The organism is Paraliobacillus zengyii (assembly GCF_003268595.1).
GTDB lineage: Bacteria > Bacillota > Bacilli > Bacillales > Amphibacillaceae > Paraliobacillus_A > Paraliobacillus_A zengyii.
Genome location: NZ_CP029797.1, coordinates 1610990 through 1633617, shown reverse-complemented (window position 1 = coordinate 1633617; position 22628 = coordinate 1610990). Strand labels below are relative to the sequence as shown.

The window sequence follows — 22628 nt, the reverse complement described above, 5'->3', positions numbered from 1 at the left end:
TAGTTATAACCCATGCCGGGCGCACGATCCACTCGGAAACGTACTTTGTTTCCGAGTTAGCTGAAGCCGTGCCTGCGGAAAGGGAGTCAATTTCACTTGAGAAGCAGGTCAGGGAATTCTGTTATGTCGCAGTTAATCAACATTGTGACTTAAGGTAAGTTACCTCGCAATGTATGTTAATTCCGTCATAGGTATTAATCTTTTAGCTAGTAGGCCTTTTTTAATATGGACATGTAATAGAATAAATATAGTTCAAACGCAACCAACCAATGAATAGCTCCCATTTTTCAAATGAGCAAGTTGATTTATTTATTTGCTTTTAGCACATAAGATCCCTTTTAACGCCAACGGAGCGCAATCTTTAGGTGACAACACTCTTTTGATTCCACTTGTGATTTAAATTCCAGATGTAATCCATCTGGATTAAAATCTATTGTTACATCAGATGCTAAACCCAATGAATTAATTAAGCGATTAACCTCTTTTTTATTTGAAGATTGTGCAGCATACATAAGTTCGGTGTTAAATTCCTTTGAATTTGACAGCTTATCAAGAACCATATTAGCATCTTTCATGAGTCTTCTAGTTTCATTTGCTGATTGATACAATAAGTTCGGATTAATTGGAGGAAACTGCTGCCTTATACTTTGATCATACGGCCTATCGAACATATAATCAGGATAATAATAGTAACCGGGCTGATAAACATAATACATAAACCACTACCCCCTTTTCTGAAAAACAGTTCTGAAATAATATATTCAAATAAAATATGTTAGTGAAAAGAGAATAAGTTGACGTGTGTACTAATAGTGTCTATAAATTCTGACGCTTCTTATTACCAGTTAGCATGCAAAAGATTAATAATTATAAAAAACCATCAAATCAACGTGCAATTTGATGGTTTTTATTTAAATCTGTATTATGCGGGATAATGTTCTGTAACAATCGCTGCACATCTTGTACATAGTGCTGGATGTGCTGGATCTTCTCCAACTGTTTCGGAAGCTACCCAACAACGTTCACAACGCTCAGCGCAATGTTTTTCAACTTTAACAAAAACTTGTTCAAATTCTTTAACATCCGTTAATTCTGCTACTACTTCAACTTCGGAGACAATAAACAATTGATGGATATCCTCCATACTTGTAAGCAATTCTTTTGTATCAGCATCTTTTGCAACAATTTGCAGTTTTGCTTCTAAAGATTTACCAATTACTTTCTCAGCTCGTGCTTCTTCTAATGCTTTTAGAACATCATCACGAATTGTCATGAAATGATCCCATTTTGCTTGAATTTGCTCTTGATTAGCAATTTCTCTGGCAACAGGCATATCTGTTAATTGAACACTTTTCTCTTGTACGTGTGGAATGTGTTCCCAAACTTCTTCTGCTGTGTGCGAAAGAATCGGTGCTAATAGTTTAACTAAGCTAGTAACGATCTCATAATAAACTGTTTGAATACTTCGACGTCTTGAACTATCTTCAGCTTCGATATATAGTACATCTTTTCCAAAATCTAAATAAAATGCACTTAATTCAATCGAACAGAAATTGTGAATTGCTTGATTAACACTTGAGAAATCATATTCCTCATATGATTTTGTTACTTTTTTAATTAAGCTCTGTAAACGAACTTGCATATATTGATCTACTTCTTGCAAATCCTTATCTTTGATCGTATGAATAGCCGGATCAAAATCAGCGATATTTCCAAGCATGAAGCGGAATGTATTACGGATTTTACGATAACCTTCTGATGCTTGCTTAATAATTTCATCCGAAATACGAACGTCTGCTTGATAATCGACTGATGCAACCCACAAACGTAAAATATCAGCACCATATTGTTTCATGATTTTTGATGGAACAACCACATTACCTACCGATTTACTCATTTTTCTTCCTTTACCGTCTAAAGCAAAACCATGACTAATGATTGTATTAAATGGCGCTTTACCAGTTACAGCCACTGCTGTAGAAATTGAGGAATTAAACCATCCACGATATTGATCAGAACCTTCTAAATATACATCAGCTGGACGTTGTAATTCAGGACGTTCATTTAGAACACCTTGATGAGATGAACCTGAATCAAACCATACATCCATGATGTCCATTTCTTTTGTAAATGTATTTCCTGGACTCTGAACTGAAGTAAATCCTTCTGGTAATAAATCTTTCGTATCCCATTCAAACCAAATATTTGAACCATGTTCACGGAATAAGTTAGAAACATGTTGAATCGTTTCATCCGTAATAATTGGTAGACGATCTTCCCCGTAGAATACAGGAATAGGAACTCCCCATGCACGTTGACGTGAAATACACCAATCTTCTCGATCACGCACCATATTATAAAGACGCGTTTCGCCCCATTTTGGTACCCAGTTAACTCTGTTGATTTCAGCAAGAATATCTTCCCGGAAATCTTTAATTGATGCAAACCACTGATTTGTTGCACGGAAAATGGTCGGTTTCTTCGTACGCCAGTCATGTGGATACGAGTGTGTAATGAAAGTAAGTTTTAGTAGTGCCCCAACTTCCTCAAGCTTCTCAGTAATTTCTTTATTTGCAGCATCGTAAAATAATCCTTCAAATCCAGGTGCCTCGTCAGTAAACACACCCTTTTCATCAACAGGACAAAGAACTTCTAAGCCATTCTTCTTACCAATGATAAAGTCATCTTCACCGTGTCCTGGCGCTGTGTGAACAAGTCCAGTACCACTTTCAGTCGTAACGTGATCACCTAAAATAACTAATGAATCACGGTCATAGAAAGGGTGTTTTGCAACTAGATGATCTGCTTCTTGCCCTTTAAATGTTTGGACAACCTCTGTTTTTTCCCATTCTAGTGTTTCTTTCACTTGCTCGATCATTTCTTCTGCAACAATATACTTCGCATCATTTACTTTTACTACTGCGTATGTTAAATCAGGATGCAGTGCGATTGCTAAGTTTGCAGGAATTGTCCAAGGTGTTGTTGTCCAAATAATGAACTTCTCATCTCCTTGGAGCAAGTCACCTGGAATTTTTACATCAAAAGTCACGTAGATTGATGCTGAACGTTTATCCTGGTATTCAATTTCTGCTTCAGCTAATGCAGATTCAGACGATGGTGACCAGTAAACAGGTTTTAACCCTTTATAAATGTATCCCTTTTTCGCCATGTCACCAAATACTTGGATTTGTGCAGCTTCATATTCTTTTTCTAATGTAATATATGGGTTATCCCAATCTCCCCGTACACCAAGTTGTTTGAATTGAATACGTTGATTGTCCACTTGTTTTAGCGCATATTCAGCACACTTTTGTCTAAATTCAGCAATTGACATCTTCTTACGATTAACTTTCTTTTTAGCCAATGCTTGCTCAATTGGCAGTCCATGTGTATCCCATCCTGGAACATATGGCGCATGGAATCCTGACATTGATTTGTATTTAACAATAAAATCTTTAAGTACTTTATTTAAGGCATGACCCATATGCAAATCACCATTTGCGTACGGAGGGCCATCATGTAAAACAAATAGCGGTCTACCTTCTGTACGCGCTTGTACTTGTTGATACATGTTGTCCTCATCCCATTTTTCTTGCATTTTCGGTTCTTTATTAGGCAAATTACCGCGCATTGGGAATTCTGTTTTTGGCATTAATAGCGTGTCTTTATAATCCATTTTTCTTCCTCCTTGAATGATCGTAACATTACTTTTACTTATTTTTTTCAACAAAAAAAGCCCTCAAGATCCCTAAAGGGACGAGAAGACTCGCGGTACCACCCTTACTAGATAAAAACGTTCTTAAGATTTTTATCCGCTTAGCATCGTAACGTGATGGACACGTCCTACTTTACTCGAAACCTTTCAAGTAGGAAGCTTAAGGGTGATTTTAAAATAGATACTGTGTCAGGCTTACACCAACCCTAACTCGCTTATTAACAGTCTAAATCTATTCTACTTTCCCTTGCATTGCTTTTCTTTGTTATAGAAAATTAAATCTTATAAATTATAATAGCTTTAAGTTAATCCATTATATGTATTAACGATAAAAACGTCAAGTTTTAGTAACGATTTGTTTCTACTTCTTCATCATTTTCATACTCTTCATCCATACGTGTTTGGAATAAACCATCCCAATCGTCATTTTCAACTAATTCAAGTTGAGCTTCTACTAACATCTTCAAGCGTGTACGGAATACTTTTGCTTGTTTCTTTAATTCTTCTACTTCAATTGCTATACTTCTTGATTTTTGAAGTGCTTCATTAATAATACGATCTGCATTTTTTTCTGCTTCTTTAATAATGAGTTTTGATTCTTTATTCGCGTTTCCTTTTACTTCTTCTGCAGTCTCTTGTGCAATTAGAATTGATTTATTTAATGTCTCTTCAATATTAGAGAAATGACCAAGTCTATCTTTCATGTCTTCTACTTGATTCTTCAATTCCTTTTTATCCCTTATTACCAACTCATAATCTTTAATAATCTGGTCTAAAAATTCGTTTACGTCATCCTCATCGTAACCTCTAAATCCTCGAGAAAATTCTTTATTATGAATATCCAATGGTGTCAATGGCACATCGGCCACCTCCTTGTGAAGTTTTATAGCTTCTTTATATAATTCGACAAAATTAGTACAATTCCTGCTAAAATTTTAATTATTTTAGGATATCGTAATTTATTTGCGTTTTATTTTTTTTAGAAGTACCGAGTATTTCCTTCAATCTGCTTCTTCCTTTACCTCGCAAAGAAAATACATCCCCTTCTTCTACTACAAAAGCAATATCTTCGACAATTCTGAAGTTCACTTTTACAAGCTTCTTTTGAATTGCTTGTACTGCAGTTTGCCTTGATATACCGTATATTTCTTTCATCATAATATCCAGCCGTAAAGAACTTACAAACGTCATATGCGACTGCCATGTTTCACGTGATAGAATAACTTCTTCTAAAGGTTTCTCTACCCATTCAATCGTCGCTTTCTTAACAGATGTTAAGTTAAACGAGATAAAAGGAGCAATATCAGATGAAACCAACAGTTGAATAGTGCCGTCATCTACGACAATATCCCCTAATTTTTTTCGTTGAACACCTAATGATAGAAATGCCCCTAGTACGTCACGATGCTCAATTGTGATAAACTTCGTTGGATAAACAGCATGCAATAAAGTAATCGGGAAATCCATCTGCTCAATTGACTGGTAATAAGGGGCTAAAATAGCTTGTTTTCTTTCTGTTTCTTCTGTACCACCAAAAAAGGAAAGCGTAAATTGATCGTCATTTCCAATTAAACTTTGAAAGATCTTTTGCTCGCGTGGATCTAAAAAGTCACTACATTTTTGTTGGTATTGCTTTTCCACTTGTTCTTTCCAAGAAAGGACTTGATCGATAAATGGCTGCTCTTCTTTTCTAAAATGTTGATATATTTCCATTGTATCTTCTCTTCACTCCATTAAAACAATTAAATAAACCAACCAAACAATACGTTAATTCCACTTGGTATTAAATACCTAAGTACAAATATAGCTACTATTGGTGAAATATCGATCATTCCCAATGGTGGGATGATTTTACGAAATGGTTCCAAATATGGTTCACTTAATCTAGATATGATATTTCCAAACGATGATTCTCTTGCTCCTGGAAACCAAGACATTAAAATATAGATAATTAACACATAACTATACAGTTCAATTGCACCTGTAATTATTTCATAAAGCATATACATGACCACTTACCACCTCTGCTCAAATTCTTCCTCTTCTTCAATCATTTGTGTAATACTTCCTGAAACATCAACATTATCCGGTGTACATAAAAAGGTGTGCGGTCCAAGTTTTTGTATTTCACCTGAAACAGCATAAACAGTACCACTTAAGAAATCAACAATTCGTTTTGCTTGTTGAAAATCAACTTGTTGTAAATTGATTACAACAGACCGACGATTAACAATATGATCAGCTATCTCTTGTGTTTCATCATAAGAACGTGGCTCAGATAGAACCACCTTTGCAGATGCTTGAACAGATTTTAAGCTCACAACATTTTGCCCAGTACGTTTTTCGCTTCTAGTAGAAGGTTCCTCTGAATTCACTTCTTCCTCATCAACATATTCATAGTCATCTTCGACTGAAAATAATGTTTTAAATTTATTTTTCATGCTCATTTTGCTCACCTCGTTTCAGTTGTTGTCCCTACCAAATTAGAACCAATTCGAATATGTGTAGCCCCTTCTTCAATAGCAATTTGATAGTCATTACTCATGCCCATGGATAGGTATTTACATGGTGCGTGGGCCAACTGTTTTTGTTTAATAGCATCTCGTAACTCTCTTAAAGATCGAAAAGTACTGCGAAGTTCTTGTTCATCTTTTATATGAGGAGCCATTGTCATTAGCCCAATTACTTTAACAGCAGGATACTCTTCTAAAGCGGTAATAAAATCCATCACTTCTTTACTATCTAAACCTTGCTTGGATTCTTCTCCACTAACATTAACCTGTACAAAACAGGACAAAACATCATCCGAACGTTTATTAATTTCTTTTGCTAAAGACAAACGATCAAGTGAATGCAAGTAATTTATTGAGCCAATAACACTCTTTACTTTACGTGATTGAAGTGTCCCAATAAAATGCCAATTTATTTGCTCTTGAGAGAGAAATGCTTGTTTCTCAGACAGACCTTCTAGTCGATTCTCTGCTAGATCAACAACACCAGCTTGGAACGCTTCTTCTGTACGTTCTATTGTAACATATTTCGTCACGCCAATGATTGTAATTTCTTCAGGATTACGATTTGCCCGTGTGCACGCTTCTATTATATTCGTTTCAATTGTCTTTAAGTTTTGTTCTACATTCATATTTCTCTATCCTTTCTTACTACGAATCAGCATTTGGTATCAACTTATCTAGCTGTCTTTAAACCTATGTAGCCTAGCATTCTTCCTGTTTTCCCCTCTTCTTTTCGATGGGAATAAAAAGCGTCATCTTGATAAGTACAATAATTCGTTATAAAAATGTTATTTGGTTTTACCCCACTATCAATCAATATTAATTGATGCAATTTATGTAGGTCAAACAAATAATGTGTCGCATCAAATTTCTGCGTAACTTCTTCTCTCCATTTATTAGGAATAAGTTGATAAACCTTTTCATCTACTTGATAATTTGATACAGAAATAGATGGTCCTATTGTCACTTGCAACGTAGCGATATTAGCCCCGTGGTCCGTTAATTTATCTACCATATGCTTAGCCATTTGATTTACAGTACCGCGCCATCCAGCATGTGCAATACCAATCCAGTCTGTAGTAGGATCAAAGTAGTATAATGGAACACAGTCTGCATACATTGCCGTTAATAACACATTCTGTTGATTCGTAATGAGACCATCTATATCCTTCAGTGCATCCTTATTCGTTAAAGCACCTGATCCAATGTTTGGATCATCCTGCTTTACAACATGAATATTTGTTTGATGCGTTTGTTCTCCCATAATCCAATTATGTAAAGGAAATGCTAACAGTTCAGCAACTTTCTTTCGATTATCGAGCACACGCTTCGGATCGTCTGGAACATGAAATCCCATATTTAAAGAATCAAATGGTGCAGTACTTTCCCCTCCAAAGCGCGTTGTGATTCCTGCAATTAGCTTTGGATTGTTACCTTGTCCATATGAGAGCTCCATAATGGATTCATTTTTTTGTTTAAAAGGTTCCAATTTGATCTCTCCTTGCATTTTTCACTATTTTATCATATAACCTGACTAAATTCTCCTCTCAATCGCAGAAGAATTAGATTTTTATCTGAACTTTATTTATTTCTACCTTATTTACTTCAAATCAGTTTCTTTTATTAATATCACATCTGAACCAACAGTGACAATATGGTCCCATGGAATAATTACTTCTTCTTGTTTTCCAAATAGGCCCATCATTTTATTTTTCATCGCAATTACAACATGCGTTATAATACCTTTGTCAACATCTATCTCCAAGTCAATTATGTTCCCAATCTTTTCTCCTGTTTCAACGAATATAATTTCTTTCACCTGCATATTTGTCAATGTTACCATAATATAATCACCTTCCTTTTTACTACTATATGCACATAAACCTAATATTTTCGTATTATTCATCAAAACAAAAAACCCGACTATACAATAACGTATAGTCGGGTTCATATAAAGTCAAACTTCAATCAGTTGGGGTTTTCCTTTCAAACTGATTAATAGTTGAACCAAGAGTCTTACTGATGATTGCAATGGGATGCATGCATAACGTGTTTATTCAAACATTTCTTTATTCATTTCTTGAATTGCTGCTTTTTCTAAACGGGAAACTTGTGCTTGTGAGATTCCAATTTCATCTGCAACTTCCATTTGTGTTTTCCCTTGAAAAAATCGTTTTGTCAAAATCATCTTTTCTCTTTCATTTAAACGATGCATACCTTCTTTTAAAGATATTTGATCAAGCCAATTTGATTCCTTATCTTTATCGTCACTTATTTGATCCATTACAAATATTGGATCGCCCCCATCATTATAAATAGGTTCAAATAATGACACTGGGTCTTGGATCGCATCCATAGCGAAAACGATATCCCCATGAGATACACCCATTTCTTCTGCAATTTCCATGGCTGTCGGATCTCTTAATGTCTTACTCATTAACTTTTCTCTCACTTGTAGCGCTTTATAAGCTGTATCGCGGAGAGAACGTGAAACTCGAATTGGATTATTATCACGTAAATAACGGCGTATTTCTCCAATAATCATAGGTACAGCATAAGTTGAAAATTTTACATTCTGCCCTAAGTCAAAATTGTCAATGGATTTCATCAAACCAATACAACCAACTTGAAATAAATCATCACCATATTCTCCACGATTCTGGAATCGCTGAATAATGCTTAACACCAATCGTAAATTTCCATTTACAAGTGTTTCTCTGGCAAAAAGGTCGTTGTCTTCTTGTAGTTGCTTAAACAGTTTTCTCATTTCGTCATTCTTAAGTACTGGTAACTTAGAAGTATCTACACCACATATTTCTACTTTATGTCTTGCCATTTTCCACCCTCCCATTTGGAGATGTTACTCATGGAACAGTATCACCACGAGGAGGATCTTTTATGCAGGAAAATTATCCCGTACAGGCTCTCAATTTTCCGGAAAACAAGTCATTACTTGCTATACCATCTTATTAAATTCTTTTTGTAAACGTCGGATAATTTTTTTCTCTAAACGTGAAATATAGGATTGTGAGATACCTAACATATCTGCAACATCCTTCTGTGTTTTTTCTTCATCACCAATTAATCCAAACCTTAATTCCATAATTTGTTTCTCTCTTTCATTTAACTGTTCCAAAGCATTTCTTAATAAGGATTTGTCAACATCTGCTTCTACGTCTTTAATTGTAATATTCTCATCTGTTCCTAAAATATCAGAAAGCAGTAATTCATTTCCATCCCAATCAATGTTTAACGGTTCATCAAATGAAACTTCGGATTTAAGTTTGTTATTTTTCCGTAAATACATTAAAACTTCATTTTCAATACAACGGGAGGCGTAGGTAGCTAATTTAATCTTCTTCTCAATATTAAATGTATTAACCGCTTTGATTAAGCCAATTGTGCCAATACTAATCAGATCCTCAATGTTTATTCCCGTATTCTCAAATTTCCTTGCGATATAGACAACAAGACGCAGATTTCGTTCAATTAAAACAGCTCTTGCTGACTTGTCTCCACTAGGCAATTTTTGCAATAAAACTTGTTCTTCTTCTTTTGATAGAGGCGGGGGTAAGGGTTCGCTCCCTCCTATGTAATAAATCTCCTTTGGTTTAAAACCTAATTTCAAACGAATTTTATACCAGCCTAATTTAAATCGAATTAACCATCTTTTCATATATATATCTCCCCTTCATGTTCATGCTGAGTTCGTAGCAATTTCATTAAACAATCCTGGTTGTAACAAGCAATGATAACTTTCATCTGCTGTAAGCTTGCCAAATTGAATGCCAATAAGTACCTTAGATACTTTTATTAATTGATTACCATATTCTATCGTTATAAATTTTGGTTTTACGACTACAAGAAACCGTTGATCACCTGAAACGCCTTGATACGGTACAAATTGAACCTGTGTCATTAGATGATCCGGAATACAGTCAAAATCACACGTTTCTTGCGCCTCTTTTAATTGCGCTACTTCTTCTTCCTGAAATAATTGATTAATAATTTTGTAATCACATATAATAACAGGTTTTTGACTTATTGGATCGACTAGATGATTGCCACTATCAACATATCCGATTGTAGATACTTCCTTTTCCTTTAAAACAATCGTGACCTGCATATACTGATCTTGACGGAATTTAAGTAGTGCGTGCTTGTCCATTGTTTTTTTTGTAAAGATCCAAACAATTGGAAATCCTATCACAACAAACAACCAACTAATCGGATCACCATAACCACTACTCCAAGTTAAAAACCCGTGTTCTGAATAATACATAGGGCTCTTAATAAAAAAATGTAATCCTGTTAATCCACCTCCCAATGCAATAGAAATAAAATAAAATGTAACTAGTAATTTGGTGAATCGTCGCATGTTATGAAATCCAAAGCCTGCGAATACGATTAGAACAGAATACACTATTTTTCCAATGGGATGCAGTATAATTGAATTTGGATAGAAGATGGTTATAGGAACTAATAATGCCGCGATTACAGCAGCAATAAGAAGTGAGAATTTACCTGTTGCCATTTTAGACATCTGTTGGGTTAATAATAGAATCATCCAATCAATTAAAAAATTCAATAAAAATACTGCATCAACATAGATGGTCACATTTTACTTCCTCTCTACTAATTGCTTACTAATTTGTTGCAAGTATACCGAAGCTATCTCTAAAAGTCTGTCATATGTTGTAAGGGAATTACCGCTAATTTTTAGAGTTTCGATAGTAAATTGTCGCATTAAAAATAGAGAAGAATATCCTAGGATATTCTTCTCTATTTAAATCACATGCAATTAACTATATAATTCTATTTTTTGTAAAAACCAAATAATTTGATGTGCTATTTCCTAACCAACTCTTCGAATAAAATAGCATTTATAAAGAATACAACGAAACTTTTTAACCACTTCGGAATTTTCGACACTTTCGAGGTTTAAAAGTTATATAACATTATTTAAAAATGTCCAAAAAAAAGGACAAATGCGCAATAGCCACTTGTCCTTTTGATAACTTATTTTTAATTTATCGTCTTCGGTTTCTGTTACGTAAAAATGTAGGTACATCTAGTGTATCTTCTTCTTGACGTGTATTTTGCTGTGGAGACGCTTCACGATTACTTTCTTCACGTCGTGGTTTATCATCCGATTGTGCTGGCGCTTTAGGTGATTGTTGTGCAGCGCTTGGACGTTGTTGCTTGGTTTTGGGCGTATTCAACTGCGATTCATCAAATCCAGTTGCAATAACTGTTACCACTATTTCATCTTTTAATTCCTCATTGATAACAGAACCAAATATAACATTTACCTCTTGATCTGCAGCAGATGTAACAATATCTGCCGCTTCTTGCACTTCATACAAGCTTAAATTATTACCACCCGTAATATTCATTAAAACACCATGAGCACCGTCAATTGAAGTTTCCAATAAAGGTGAAGAGATTGCCTTCTTCGCTGCTTCCACTGCTCTATTTTCTCCAGTGGCAATACCAATACCCATTAACGCAGAACCTTTATCAGACATTATTGTTTTTACATCGGCAAAATCGACGTTAATTAATCCAGGTACAGCGATTAAGTCAGAAATACCTTGTACACCTTGTCGTAAAACATTATCTGCTTCACGGAACGCTTCTAACATAGGTGTGTTCTTATCAACAATTTCTAATAAACGATCATTTGGAATGACAATTAAAGTATCTACACTAGCTTTTAGACCATCTGTTCCACTTGCTGCCTGTGTAGAACGTTTTCTTCCTTCAAACGTAAATGGTCGTGTTACAACTCCTACAGTTAACGCGCCTAATTCTTTTGCAACTTGTGCTATAACAGGTGCAGCACCAGTACCAGTTCCGCCACCCATACCAGCTGTTACAAAGATCATATCTGCTCCTGCAAGAACTTCTTCTAATTGCTCTTTACTTTCTTCAGCAGCTTTTCGACCAACTTCTGGATTAGCACCTGCACCTAATCCTCTCGTCAATTTTGTACCAATTTGTATTTTAACTTCTGCTTTTGATAAATTTAAAGCTTGCGCATCAGTGTTAACAGCAATGAATTCAACACCCTGTACACCGTGTTCAATCATACGGTTCACAGCATTGCTTCCACCACCACCAACACCGATTACTTTAATCGTTGCTAGCTGATCCATTTCTGTATCAAACTCTAACATGTTCGTTCCTCCTAATTTGCAAGTTTACAAGATTCAATGAAGTTAGCTTCCTACTATAAGAATTCTTTCAGAAACTATTCTAATCAAAAAAGTATTTGAATAAGTTAGCAATACTTGATTCCTTTTTCTTATTTGAACTTGATTTCTCATTTGTATTTGGTGTTCGTTTTTGTTTCTTAGGCTTTTCCATAGACTGGTCAGCTAAAGTTACTGCAGCTGATAGTTCTTTACCCTGAATCTTCGCATTACGATATGCGAATTTCAAGATACCAACACCAGACGTGAACTGTGGCTCTCGCACTCCAATATAATCAGGAATGGCCATTCGTACATTGGCATGAAATAAATCTTGTGCAAGTTCAATTGCTCCAGGCATTTTAATACAACCACCAGTAAGAACGAAGCCACCTGGAACTTCTGAATAACCCATTTTTTTAATTTCACGTGCTGCAAAAGTGTAAATTTCTTCTAATCTAGCTTCAATCATATCAGATATTTCTAATTGATTAAATGTCTGTTTTTGGTCACTTCCTATAATTGCTGCTTCAAATGTTTCCTCTTCACGAGCATCTTCATAAAAAGCGTGGCCATGATTAATTTTAATTTCTTCTGCATCTTCTGATGTAGTGCGTAACCCGATGGAGATGTCTTTTGTAATATTGTCTCCACCTAATGCGACTACACTTGTGGAAACTAGGTGATCATCTTCAAAAACTGAAACAGTTGTACTACCTCCACCTACATCAATTAACGCGACGCCTAAATTTATTTCATCTTTTGATAAAGCTATCGAACCCGTAGCAAGTGGTTGTAAACAGATATCTATAACATCTAAGTTAGCGCGTTCTACACATTTCAAAATATTATGTAACATCGTTCTAGAACAAGTAATAATTGTACCTTCCATTTCAAGGCGTACACCAATCATTCCTCTTGGATCCGTAATCTCATCTAATCCGTCTACAATAAATTGTTTAGGGATAACATCAATAATTTCACGTTCAGGAGGTATCGATATAACTTGTGCCGCATCGATAACTCTTGTTACATCTTCATTACCTATTTCACGATTATCACTTGCAACAGCAACAACACCATGACACGGTTGTAACTGAACATGATTACCATTCACACCAACAATCACACGATCAATTTTTAAATCTACCATTCTCTCCGCTTGTTCTACGGCAGCACGAATAGATTGCACCGTTTGATCAATATCTACGATTGCTCCTTTTTTCATTCCATTCGATTTTGCTGTCCCTACCCCAATAATGTTTAACGAATCACTTAATACTTCACCGATAATTACTTTTATTTTTGATGTACCTATATCCAGGCTGACTAAAATTTCATTGTTGTTCAAAAGTAAGGCCCCTCCCAATCTAAGGCATCTGAATAGTACAAATATTAACGAATAATCATTAAAATTACAATCGATATCTTAAAATAATTTCACAAAATACTATCTCTCATTCAGTATACCATTTTTATAGTCATTCTTTTAACAATATCTTTATATCTCTACTTTAGTACATTATGCAACATATTACGACTATTTTCTGTTTAAAATAACTTTTTTTATATATTTTCTTGTTTTTTTCTACTTTTAAATAGATGTCGTCGAATAATCGCTATGTTTTGAAACAGTCTTACACCAAATGCAAATATTGCAGCTAAATAAAGGTCAATACCCAATTGCACACCTAAAAATGCTAGTACAACCGCTAAACCAATATTAAAGAAAAATCCTGAAATGAAAATCATTTGATCAAATTTCTTGTCTAAATAAGCACGTATACCACCCAAGAGCGTATCAAGCGCTGCTAAAACCGCAATCGATAGATACAACGTATATTGTTCTGGAATCGTAATATCTGATAAAAAACCTAATGCGATACCGACGACTAAGAACAATGCTGGTAACCACATTATTCTTCACCTGCTTCGTTAGTTTCATCTAATTCTACTATTTCTAAATCGATGTTTCCATCATAGGAAGGTAAAGTTACCGTATCTTCAACGTTGATATCAAATTCCATATTCTCGATGGAAAAGTCATCTTTTGATTGGCTAACTTCCATATAATCTAGTAATCGTTCCGGTTCATTTGATAAAACTTTAATGACAAACGGAATATCTGGTAAGGCACGATTATTAACATAAGTCTCACCATTTACATTTCGAATTGGTGTAACGCCAATATATCTCTCATTTCCAATTGCGATGTCTGTAGCACCATAATTGTTCAACTCATTAATAAGTCGATTTAGCAATTCCGGTGTAACACTTGGATAAACTTGTTCTTCATTTGACTCTTCAAAAACTGGATTAATTGTTATGGTAATGCCTCTGCCTGTTTTATCGGTTAATCCAGCTTCCATTTCCAGTACTTCAACCGATTCCATTAAGGTGTTAATCTGGTCTTGTTCTGCATTATCTTTATACTCTTGTAATGTTGTTTCTAATTCATCTAATTGTTGATAGAGTTCTTGTTGTGTCTCTTGTTCAGCTTGTAATTGGGTACGGATTTCCCACATATCTCTTGTGTCCCGTTCCTTTGGTTCTTGTATGGATTGGAATTGGATTGCAATCATAAATCCAATACAGGAAAATATTAGAGCCAAAATGATTTTACTTTTAGTTGACAAACCGATCACCTTTCTTAATTAACTCTTGCATCCATAGCAATCTGGTCGGTAGTTCCAACCTCAACTTCTACATTATCATTTACTAACATATCAATTACACCGTTTTTCAGTTCTAAACTTACTTCTAAAGTCTCCTGTTCACCTATCGCTTCAATAGAGAATGGTGCCGGATACTGTTTTCCATCAACAGATATTACTGGACCAATACACGTAACGTAACTATCTTTATAAATGCGTTGACCATTTATTGCAATTGCTTTTGCCCCCGCACTATATAATTCATTTATTACTAATTGAACATGACGGTCGTGAACAATATATTGATTTGCATTCTCAGCAGTTGGTATATAATTCGCATCAGACAAAGTTACGCGAATACCAGGACCAGTAATAGGTAATTCTCCCGTTAAAATTTGGAGTTTACGCTTCGTTTCAACATATTCACCTATCGCTGTTTCTTGTTCACCTAACGATTCCTCCAGTGTACTTATTTCTTGTCGGTAATCATCTACCTTTTCTTGTAATTCAAGACTTTGTTCTTCAAATTGAAGTAATTGCTGTCTGTAATAAAAATCTTTTTCCCACTCTTGCTGGGATAATTGAATCACTTCTGCTTGCTCTTTCGTATTTTGATAACTAAAGGCGACAAGAAAACCAAAAATGAATAATACAAACGAGAGTACTACATGTTTACCCCTCAGTTTCATTTTCCGCCTCCTCTTCTTCATCAGTTTCATTATAAGGATCGAATACAGCTCCGCCTTCACCAATACGAATGATTCCAGCTTTTTCTTCTAGCTGACTAACGATAGAAGGATAAGTTTGTAAGTAGGTAGCAAAATTCCTAATAGAAGATTCTACTTGATAACCATCATCCATGAATAATAAAACTTTATATGGATTTGCCTCTGTTGGCTTCCAATAGATCTCCGATATTAAATCAGCGACTGTAACTGGTAATTGCTGTAACTCTTCTGCAATTTCTTTAATATAAGTTTCCTTTGTAAAATCGATTAGTAGTGGTGCATCACCTTGCCATTTTGATGCGTCAATAGATTCAATAACTTCCCCGTTCTCTAATAATGGCCTGTAACTATCTTCCATTTTTATGTAAGCAACCTTCTTTAATTCCTCTACAGTTATTACAATCGAATTTGGTAATTCTCTTTGGACTTGTACATCTTTTAATTCTGGATGTTCTTTAATTATTGCAGCAGTGTCATCCAAGCTAACACTCCATAAATTATTGTCGGTTGATAATTCACTTAATTCAACTATTACATCCTCTGCAACATATTCATTTCCATTCACTACAATATGCTGTATATAACTAAGAGGAGATTGTAAATATACAACTATCGAAATCAAGATAAAAAATAATGATAAATAGAATACTAAACGCCTATTTGTTTTCTTTTTTCTTGCTTCCTTTAGCTTTGGAATACGATCTTCTATGGATATAACCTTTTTTTCTTCCATCTCCTCATTCTTCCTTTATTGAAACAAAATAACAAGCTTATACAAACAAAATAGTAGAACTATATTTGAATAGTTCGTCACTCTAAAAGTATATCATATTTTATCAGTTAAAGTTGTAAGATTTTCTGATCCAAAAGATGGATTTTTCTACAAAATTCATCTTTTTACGCAAGTTTGAAGGATTTTATGACAACATATTGTTTCTATCAAAATTTACTCAATCAAAAAAGCTCATCTTTTTGTGTAAGATAAGCTTTTTAATTAGAATATATAAAGTATAAATAATTATACAACTCAACTTTCTCACAAAAAAATAAGTGCACATCATTGTATGTTTTAAGTTTCGCATATAGTTGCTATATTATTGACAATCTTTTAACAGAGCTGCTTTCTAAAAGACTGTAATATTACAAACATTCATACACTCTGACATAACGTTCCTTGAGTAGGAATTATCATCAACTGCGAGGTAACATTGTTACCGGCTACCAAAATAATTTACTGATTGCTACCATGCTACGGTAGCAATTGGTCTTCCTTTCCGTGGGCACAACCATTTGCAATCTTCGCTAATATACTTCATTTGTTTGTAGGCAATTACAAGTAATAAACAATATTTTGTTAATTGGGCTGGTAACTAAATTAGCGACTGAGGTGGTCGAGATTCCCAGAAAATAAATAGTTATTTTATTAATAATTGGAATCTCTGTAATCACTCTTTTTATATTAGTTGCCAATAAAATAGATTCGCCATTTCTGCATTTTTTTATTGCTACAAACCAGCGGAGGAAGCAAATGGTCGACTCTCCAGCAGGAACAGCACGGGCTGAAGATCCACTCGGAAACGTACTTAGTTTCCGAGTTAGCTGAAGCCGTGCCTGCGGAAAGGGAGACCATTTGCTTACGTAGCGTGTCTAAAGTAATCTATTTTTTAATTTATACAAATGTTACGTCATAGCATCTCTTAAGTTCGTCAGTCAAAGCACCATGCTGCTTATGAAAGGAGTACGAAGTCAACTTTACCTTTGCAAGTCTTATTAATTATATCAAGACTTATTTGCCAATTTCACTTTGCGAAATTGAGTATATACTATTTATTCATTACTATATTTACTGACATTTATAATAATGCCCATGGCAGCCAATGTTAATGTAAGAGAAGAACCACCATAACTTAAGAAAGGCAATGTAATTCCTGTTACTGGAATTAAACCAATTACGACACTCATGTTGATAATTACTTGCAACGCAATCATAACTGTTATACCTAACCCAAGTAACATACCGAATTTATCAGGTGCAGCTAAACCTATTTTAGTACCTCTCCAAAACAACATAAAGAATAGACTTATAAGTATTAAAGCACCGATAAAACCAAGTTCCTCAGCTAATATAGCGAAAATAAAATCATTGTGTGGTTCAGGTAGATAAAAAAACTTTTGTAGGCTATTTCCAAAGCCCATTCCTAAGAGACCACCTGGTCCAATTGCATAGAGCGATTGAATAATTTGAAACCCATTTCCTAGTGGGTCTTCCCAAGGATTTAGAAAAGCTGTAATCCGATTGATTCGATATGGCGCCGAAATAATTAAACCTGCAAAACCGATCACTCCTAAAACTCCTAGGCCTACGAAGTGGCTAATTCTAGCTCCCGCCACAAATAAGAGCACAAAACAGGTTAGGATAACAATCATACCCGTACCCAAATCTGGTTGGAGCATAATAAGTCCAAAACTTGTAAATATTAATAACAACAATGGCAAGAAGCCCTCTTTGAAGGATGTAATATATCGCTGTTTTTCGGCTAGATAAGTTGCTAAGAAAATAACGAGACCTAACTTCATGAATTCAGCAGGTTGAATACTAAAGGCACCTATACCAATCCAACTCCTTGCTCCACCACGAACTAAGCCAACTCCAGGAATTAATACTGCTATCAATAAAACAAAACAAATAACTAAAATAACTTTTGAATAGGTCCGCCATACTTGGTATGGTACACGTGCTACACTAAACATAGCCACTAAGCCGACTGTCGCAAATAGAAGTTGACGCTTAGCAAAATAAAGGGAATCGTTAAATTTATAATCAGCCCAAATTGCTGATGCACTATATACCATAACAACTCCTATTAATAAAAGTGCTAATATGGTGATAATCAAAAGGTAATCAGGACGCAGCTGTGTCTTTTGTCTACTTTCCACCTAACATGACCCCATTTCCATTTACATGTAAAATAAGAATACAAAAGCCTCACCTTCCGATTAATATGGAAGGTGAGGCTCTTAGTACAAGCCCTTATTTTAATGTATGCACAGCTTCTATAAACATGTCTCCTCTTTCTTCAAAAGTTCGATATTGATCCCAACTTGCACAAGCTGGCGACAACAGAATGATATCCTTTTCGTCTGAAAGTTCGAATGCTAAATCCACTGCTTGGGCCATATTGTCAGCAAACACGATATCTTCTATACCTGCTTGCTGCCCTGTTTCATTTAACTTAATAGCTGTCTCACCAAATAAGATCATTGCTTTTACATTTGTTAAGTACGGAATTAACGCGTCAAAATCATTTCCACGATCCAAACCACCAGCTAATAAAATAACCGGTTGTTCAAAAGAGTCTAATGCTTTTGAAGTCGCTAAAATATTAGTAGCTTTTGAATCATTATAAAATAGCCTGCCATTGATTTGTTCTACATATTGCGTTCTATGTTTGACACCTGGAAAAGTTGTTAAAACTTCGTTAATTCCTTCTTTGGTCGCACCAGATAGCATGCTTGCAGCTACTGCAGCTAAGACATTTTCTAAATTGTGATCACCAACTAAGCGAATATTTTCTTTTGCAATAATGCGTTTATCCCTAAAATAAACATAGGTCTCATCACACCATGCACCATTTGTAAGTCCTTTTTCATGAATACTAAATGGCACCTTAGTTGCAACAACATGATCAATTAATGTAGCAATCTCACCATCTTCTGCATTGTAAACAAAGTAATCTTTCTCTGTTTGATTCGCAAAGATACGTGCCTTAGCATCTTTATAATTATGAAAAGTTTTATGATAATCCAAATGCGCCTGAAACAAATTCAACATTACTGCTATATGTGGCTGAAATTCTTGGGTTCCCATTAATTGAAAGGATGATAGTTCAACAACCATTGTTTCCTCTTCTTTTAGATTTTCAGCTATTTCAACTGCAACCTTACCTATATTGCCTGCTAATTTGCTTCTTTTATTACTTTTTTCTAACATCTCATGAATTAATGTAGTTGTTGTTGTTTTACCATTTGAACCTGTTATCCCTATATATGGCGCTGTAATAAGATAATGAATAAGCTCAATTTCTGTAATAATAGGTATCCCTTTTACTTCAGCTTCTATTAAAAGATCATTTTCATAAGGAATACCAGGGTTTTTCACTACAACGTCTATTTCATCTAACAATTTTAATGGGTGTGAACCAGTGGTCACCTCAATACCTAACTTATTTAATTCAGCTATGACTGGATCACTTGTTTCCTTTACTTTTAAGTCATTCGCTCGGACCGTACAACCATTTTTCACTAAAACTTTACAAGCCGCCGTGCCACTCTTAGCTAAACCAAGTACTAAGACATTTTGATATGGGAAGTTCTTTAGTTTATTCATGTTAACCACACCTCAATATAAATTCCTAACGCAGCACATAAAAGTCCAACAAGCCAAAAGGTTGTGACAACGCGCCATTCTGACCAACCTTTTAATTCATAGTGATGGTGCAACGGACTCATTTTAAATACTCGTTTTCCTGTTGTTTTAAAAGAAATGACTTGAATAATAACAGATAGTGTTTCAAGCACAAACACACCACCGATAATAACAAGCATTAATTCCATTTTCGTTAAGATAGCTATAGCAGCTATCGCTCCACCTAATGCCAACGAACCAGTATCACCCATAAATACTTTAGCTGGATGTGCATTAAATACTAAGAAACCTAATAAAGCTCCAACTATCGCTAAAGAGAAAATCGTCACTTCAAATTGAGGTATACCATACCACGCTAAAATGCCAAAAGCACCAAATGCAATCGTTGCTGTTCCTGCGACAAGTCCATCAAGACCATCCGTTAAGTTAACTGCATTAGATGCTCCAACAATCATTAGTATAACAAAGACCGCATATCCCCATCCTAAATCAAACTGTACACTCGTACCTGGAATTGAAATATATGTAGGAAAGTCCTGTATGACTAATACGACATAAAAAATAGCCGCAATTAGCACTTGTCCGAACATTTTTTGTTTTGATGTCAGACCAAGATTTCTTTTTAATACTACTTTGATAAAATCATCTAAAAAACCAAGGATACCATACCCTACTAACACCAGGATAAGTAGCATTGTTTCCGAATTTATTGAACTAGCATTAAATTTGCTGGTAATGATCAGTGTTGTAATTGCAACACTTAAAACAATCACAACCCCACCCATTGTAGGTGTTCCCGTCTTTTTCATATGCGACTTTGGTCCTTCTTCACGTATACTCTGACCAAACTTTAACCGACGTAAAAGTGGTATGAAAATTGGTGATAATAGGACGGTAATTAAAAACGCAATACTCATCGTAATTATTAATATATATTCATTCATGATCTATTTCCTCCTCTTTTAGTCAAACCGCCCATTGTTTTTGAAATTTTATAATAGTCGATCAATAATTGTTTCTAATTGCATGCCTCTTGAAGCTTTCACTAAAATTAATGTTTGTTCGTCTAAATACGCCTCTAAAAAAGTAATTGCCTCTTCTTTATTCGCAAAGTGTTTTGTATGAATCAACGGATTTTGTTTATTAACTGCCTTACTTATTTCAATAGCATCCTCTCCAATTGTACATACATACTCGATTGGCAGAGATAGTACATCTGCAATTGAACGATGGAATTCTTTTGAAGCATTACCTAGTTCAAACATATCGCCTAAGACGACAATTTTTCTTTCGTATCCTGTAATTTCTTTCACTACGTTAATAGCAGCCTTCATAGATGTTGGAGAGGCATTATATGCATCATTAATTAACGTTACCCCACCCCTACCATTCATTACTTCAAAACGCATGCCTGTTCGATCAACTTCTAAAAGTGCTTGTTGGATTTCTTTGCACTCCATACCGAGTTTTACTGCTATTTGAATTGCGAATGCAGCATTCTGGGCATGGTGCTTTCCCAATAACGGGATTTCATATGTATCCTTGGCCATTAATCGAAAAGATGAATGTAACGGATGCATGTTAAATTGATCTATTACGATATCATTTGAAAGATCAAACCCTATTTTAGTTGTATCAACTTGTTCACTGTACGGCAATAATAATGGTTCATCTCCATCAATTAATAGTGTACCATCAACTTTTAACCCACTTAATATTTCAGCCTTCGCTTTTGCTATACCAGCTCTTGAGCCTAGATACTCAATATGTGATTCTCCAATATTTGTAATTACTGCAATATCAGGTTCTGAAATGTTAGATAGACGTTCCATTTCTCCAAAATGATTCATTCCCATTTCTAATACAAGCATTTCGGTATCATTTGGCATTGAAAGGATTGTTAAAGGTAAACCGATATGATTATTAAAATTACCATTGGTATAATGTGCACGATAGCGGCTTGACAAAACAGTTGCGATTAAATCTTTCGTCGTCGTTTTACCGTTCGACCCAGTTACGCCTATAACTGTTGGATTTATCTTTAGCCGATATGCCTGTGCTAATTGTTGTAGCGCAATTAGTGTATCTTTAACAAAGAACACAGGAAAATCCGTTGGCAAAAACTTCGGCAACGGTTTGTCTTTTTCCCATATAGTAGCAACTGCGCCTTGTTCAATTGCTTGATTCATATAGGCATGCCCATCAAATTTGTCTCCTACTAAAGGCACAAACAATGCATGTGACATTGGTTTTCTACTATCTGTTGTAACTTGATTGATTATAAATTGATCATGAATGGCCCCCTTTGTATCAGGAAACAATCCCTTTAGAAAAGGTAAGGTAAATAACATAGTGATAACTCCTCATTAAACAGTAATACAACCTCTTACATTTGTTA

The 22628-nt window shown here is 35.0% G+C and carries 22 protein-coding genes and 1 other annotated feature; all 22 genes read right to left on the bottom strand.

What is annotated here, in order from left to right; genetic code table 11:
* Positions 1-338: 338 nt before the first annotated feature.
* A complete protein-coding gene (locus DM447_RS08300; protein WP_112180774.1) occupies positions 339-716 on the bottom strand; it encodes a YuzC family spore coat inner layer protein in 378 nt (125 codons plus the stop codon).
* Positions 717-922: 206 nt separating this feature from the next.
* Positions 923-3676, bottom strand: a complete 2754-nt coding sequence (gene ileS, locus DM447_RS08295) for an isoleucine--tRNA ligase (RefSeq protein WP_112180773.1) — start codon at positions 3674-3676, stop codon at positions 923-925.
* Between the two features lie 73 nt (positions 3677-3749).
* Positions 3750-3977 (bottom strand) — a binding site (T-box leader).
* 82 nt (positions 3978-4059) lie between these two features.
* Positions 4060-4575 carry a DivIVA domain-containing protein gene (locus DM447_RS08290; protein ID WP_112180772.1) on the bottom strand — a complete coding sequence of 172 codons (516 nt, stop codon included), beginning with the start codon at positions 4573-4575 and terminating at the stop codon, positions 4060-4062.
* Positions 4576-4654: 79 nt separating this feature from the next.
* Positions 4655-5428, bottom strand: coding sequence for a YlmH family RNA-binding protein (locus tag DM447_RS08285; RefSeq protein ID WP_112180771.1), 774 nt, complete (start codon positions 5426-5428; stop codon positions 4655-4657).
* 29 nt (positions 5429-5457) lie between these two features.
* A complete protein-coding gene (locus DM447_RS08280; RefSeq protein WP_112180770.1) occupies positions 5458-5724 on the bottom strand; it encodes a YggT family protein in 267 nt (88 codons plus the stop codon).
* 6 nt (positions 5725-5730) lie between these two features.
* Positions 5731-6162 carry a cell division protein SepF gene (locus DM447_RS08275; protein ID WP_112180769.1) on the bottom strand — a complete coding sequence of 144 codons (432 nt, stop codon included), beginning with the start codon at positions 6160-6162 and terminating at the stop codon, positions 5731-5733.
* Between the two features lie 5 nt (positions 6163-6167).
* Positions 6168-6857, bottom strand: coding sequence for a YggS family pyridoxal phosphate-dependent enzyme (locus DM447_RS08270; RefSeq protein WP_112180768.1), 690 nt, complete (start codon positions 6855-6857; stop codon positions 6168-6170).
* A 44-nt stretch (positions 6858-6901) separates the two neighbouring features.
* Positions 6902-7717: a peptidoglycan editing factor PgeF gene (gene pgeF / locus DM447_RS08265; protein WP_157967301.1), complete on the bottom strand. Its 816-nt coding sequence runs from the start codon at positions 7715-7717 to the stop codon at positions 6902-6904.
* A gap of 111 nt (positions 7718-7828) precedes the next feature.
* Complete coding sequence (locus DM447_RS08260) at positions 7829-8134, bottom strand: YlmC/YmxH family sporulation protein (protein ID WP_232824020.1); 306 nt, start codon at positions 8132-8134, stop codon at positions 7829-7831.
* A 147-nt stretch (positions 8135-8281) separates the two neighbouring features.
* Positions 8282-9064, bottom strand: coding sequence for an RNA polymerase sporulation sigma factor SigG (sigG, locus tag DM447_RS08255; RefSeq protein ID WP_112180766.1), 783 nt, complete (start codon positions 9062-9064; stop codon positions 8282-8284).
* Positions 9065-9184: 120 nt separating this feature from the next.
* Positions 9185-9904: an RNA polymerase sporulation sigma factor SigE gene (gene sigE, locus DM447_RS08250; protein ID WP_112180765.1), complete on the bottom strand. Its 720-nt coding sequence runs from the start codon at positions 9902-9904 to the stop codon at positions 9185-9187.
* 21 nt (positions 9905-9925) lie between these two features.
* Entirely contained in the window at positions 9926-10846 is a 921-nt protein-coding gene (gene spoIIGA / locus DM447_RS08245; RefSeq protein WP_112180764.1) for a sigma-E processing peptidase SpoIIGA, read from the bottom strand.
* A gap of 412 nt (positions 10847-11258) precedes the next feature.
* Complete coding sequence (gene ftsZ / locus DM447_RS08240) at positions 11259-12407, bottom strand: cell division protein FtsZ (protein ID WP_112180763.1); 1149 nt, start codon at positions 12405-12407, stop codon at positions 11259-11261.
* A 79-nt stretch (positions 12408-12486) separates the two neighbouring features.
* On the bottom strand, positions 12487-13773 hold the full coding sequence (gene ftsA / locus DM447_RS08235; RefSeq protein WP_112180762.1) for a cell division protein FtsA: 1287 nt from the start codon (positions 13771-13773) through the stop codon (positions 12487-12489).
* A gap of 215 nt (positions 13774-13988) precedes the next feature.
* Complete coding sequence (locus tag DM447_RS08230; RefSeq protein WP_112180761.1) at positions 13989-14339, bottom strand: small basic family protein; 351 nt, start codon at positions 14337-14339, stop codon at positions 13989-13991.
* Positions 14339-15058, bottom strand: coding sequence for a DUF881 domain-containing protein (locus tag DM447_RS08225; protein ID WP_157967300.1), 720 nt, complete (start codon positions 15056-15058; stop codon positions 14339-14341). The genes DM447_RS08230 and DM447_RS08225 overlap by 1 nt, the downstream gene beginning before the upstream one ends.
* 14 nt (positions 15059-15072) lie before the next feature.
* The gene (locus DM447_RS08220; RefSeq protein ID WP_232824018.1) at positions 15073-15765 is read right to left on the bottom strand and encodes a DUF881 domain-containing protein; all 693 of its coding nucleotides are present in this window, start codon (positions 15763-15765) and stop codon (positions 15073-15075) included.
* Positions 15749-16537, bottom strand: a complete 789-nt coding sequence (locus tag DM447_RS08215) for a cell division protein FtsQ/DivIB (protein ID WP_112180759.1) — start codon at positions 16535-16537, stop codon at positions 15749-15751. Before DM447_RS08215 ends, DM447_RS08220 begins: the two co-directional genes overlap by 17 nt.
* A 1094-nt stretch (positions 16538-17631) precedes the next feature.
* A complete protein-coding gene (gene spoVE / locus DM447_RS08210) occupies positions 17632-18741 on the bottom strand; it encodes a stage V sporulation protein E (RefSeq protein ID WP_112180758.1) in 1110 nt (369 codons plus the stop codon).
* Positions 18742-18835: 94 nt separating this feature from the next.
* A complete protein-coding gene (murD, locus tag DM447_RS08205; protein ID WP_112180757.1) occupies positions 18836-20191 on the bottom strand; it encodes a UDP-N-acetylmuramoyl-L-alanine--D-glutamate ligase in 1356 nt (451 codons plus the stop codon).
* Positions 20188-21174 (bottom strand): phospho-N-acetylmuramoyl-pentapeptide-transferase, encoded by a 987-nt coding sequence (gene mraY, locus DM447_RS08200; RefSeq protein ID WP_112180756.1) that lies wholly within the window; start codon positions 21172-21174, stop codon positions 20188-20190. Before mraY ends, murD begins: the two co-directional genes overlap by 4 nt.
* Positions 21175-21222: 48 nt before the next feature.
* Positions 21223-22581 (bottom strand): UDP-N-acetylmuramoyl-tripeptide--D-alanyl-D-alanine ligase, encoded by a 1359-nt coding sequence (locus DM447_RS08195; RefSeq protein ID WP_112180755.1) that lies wholly within the window; start codon positions 22579-22581, stop codon positions 21223-21225.
* Between the last annotated feature and the right edge of the window lie 47 nt (positions 22582-22628).

Excerpts from the sequence above, each read along its gene's own strand:
- DM447_RS08300 (WP_112180774.1), bottom strand. The coding sequence starts at position 716 with ATGTATTATGTTTATCAGCCCGGTTACTATTATTATCCTGATTATATG.
- ileS (WP_112180773.1), bottom strand. The coding sequence starts at position 3,676 with ATGGATTATAAAGACACGCTATTAATGCCAAAAACAGAATTCCCAATG.
- DM447_RS08285 (WP_112180771.1), bottom strand. The coding sequence starts at position 5,428 with ATGGAAATATATCAACATTTTAGAAAAGAAGAGCAGCCATTTATCGAT.
- DM447_RS08280 (WP_112180770.1), bottom strand. The coding sequence starts at position 5,724 with ATGTATATGCTTTATGAAATAATTACAGGTGCAATTGAACTGTATAGT.
- DM447_RS08275 (WP_112180769.1), bottom strand. The coding sequence starts at position 6,162 with ATGAGCATGAAAAATAAATTTAAAACATTATTTTCAGTCGAAGATGAC.
- DM447_RS08270 (WP_112180768.1), bottom strand. The coding sequence starts at position 6,857 with ATGAATGTAGAACAAAACTTAAAGACAATTGAAACGAATATAATAGAA.
- DM447_RS08260 (WP_232824020.1), bottom strand. The coding sequence starts at position 8,134 with ATGAATAATACGAAAATATTAGGTTTATGTGCATATAGTAGTAAAAAG.
- sigG (WP_112180766.1), bottom strand. The coding sequence starts at position 9,064 with ATGGCAAGACATAAAGTAGAAATATGTGGTGTAGATACTTCTAAGTTA.
- sigE (WP_112180765.1), bottom strand. The coding sequence starts at position 9,904 with ATGAAAAGATGGTTAATTCGATTTAAATTAGGCTGGTATAAAATTCGT.
- ftsZ (WP_112180763.1), bottom strand. The coding sequence starts at position 12,407 with ATGTTAGAGTTTGATACAGAAATGGATCAGCTAGCAACGATTAAAGTA.
- DM447_RS08230 (WP_112180761.1), bottom strand. The coding sequence starts at position 14,339 with ATGTGGTTACCAGCATTGTTCTTAGTCGTCGGTATCGCATTAGGTTTT.
- DM447_RS08220 (WP_232824018.1), bottom strand. The coding sequence starts at position 15,765 with ATGAAACTGAGGGGTAAACATGTAGTACTCTCGTTTGTATTATTCATT.
- DM447_RS08215 (WP_112180759.1), bottom strand. The coding sequence starts at position 16,537 with ATGGAAGAAAAAAAGGTTATATCCATAGAAGATCGTATTCCAAAGCTA.
- murD (WP_112180757.1), bottom strand. The coding sequence starts at position 20,191 with ATGAATAAACTAAAGAACTTCCCATATCAAAATGTCTTAGTACTTGGT.
- mraY (WP_112180756.1), bottom strand. The coding sequence starts at position 21,174 with ATGAATGAATATATATTAATAATTACGATGAGTATTGCGTTTTTAATT.
- DM447_RS08195 (WP_112180755.1), bottom strand. The coding sequence starts at position 22,581 with ATGTTATTTACCTTACCTTTTCTAAAGGGATTGTTTCCTGATACAAAG.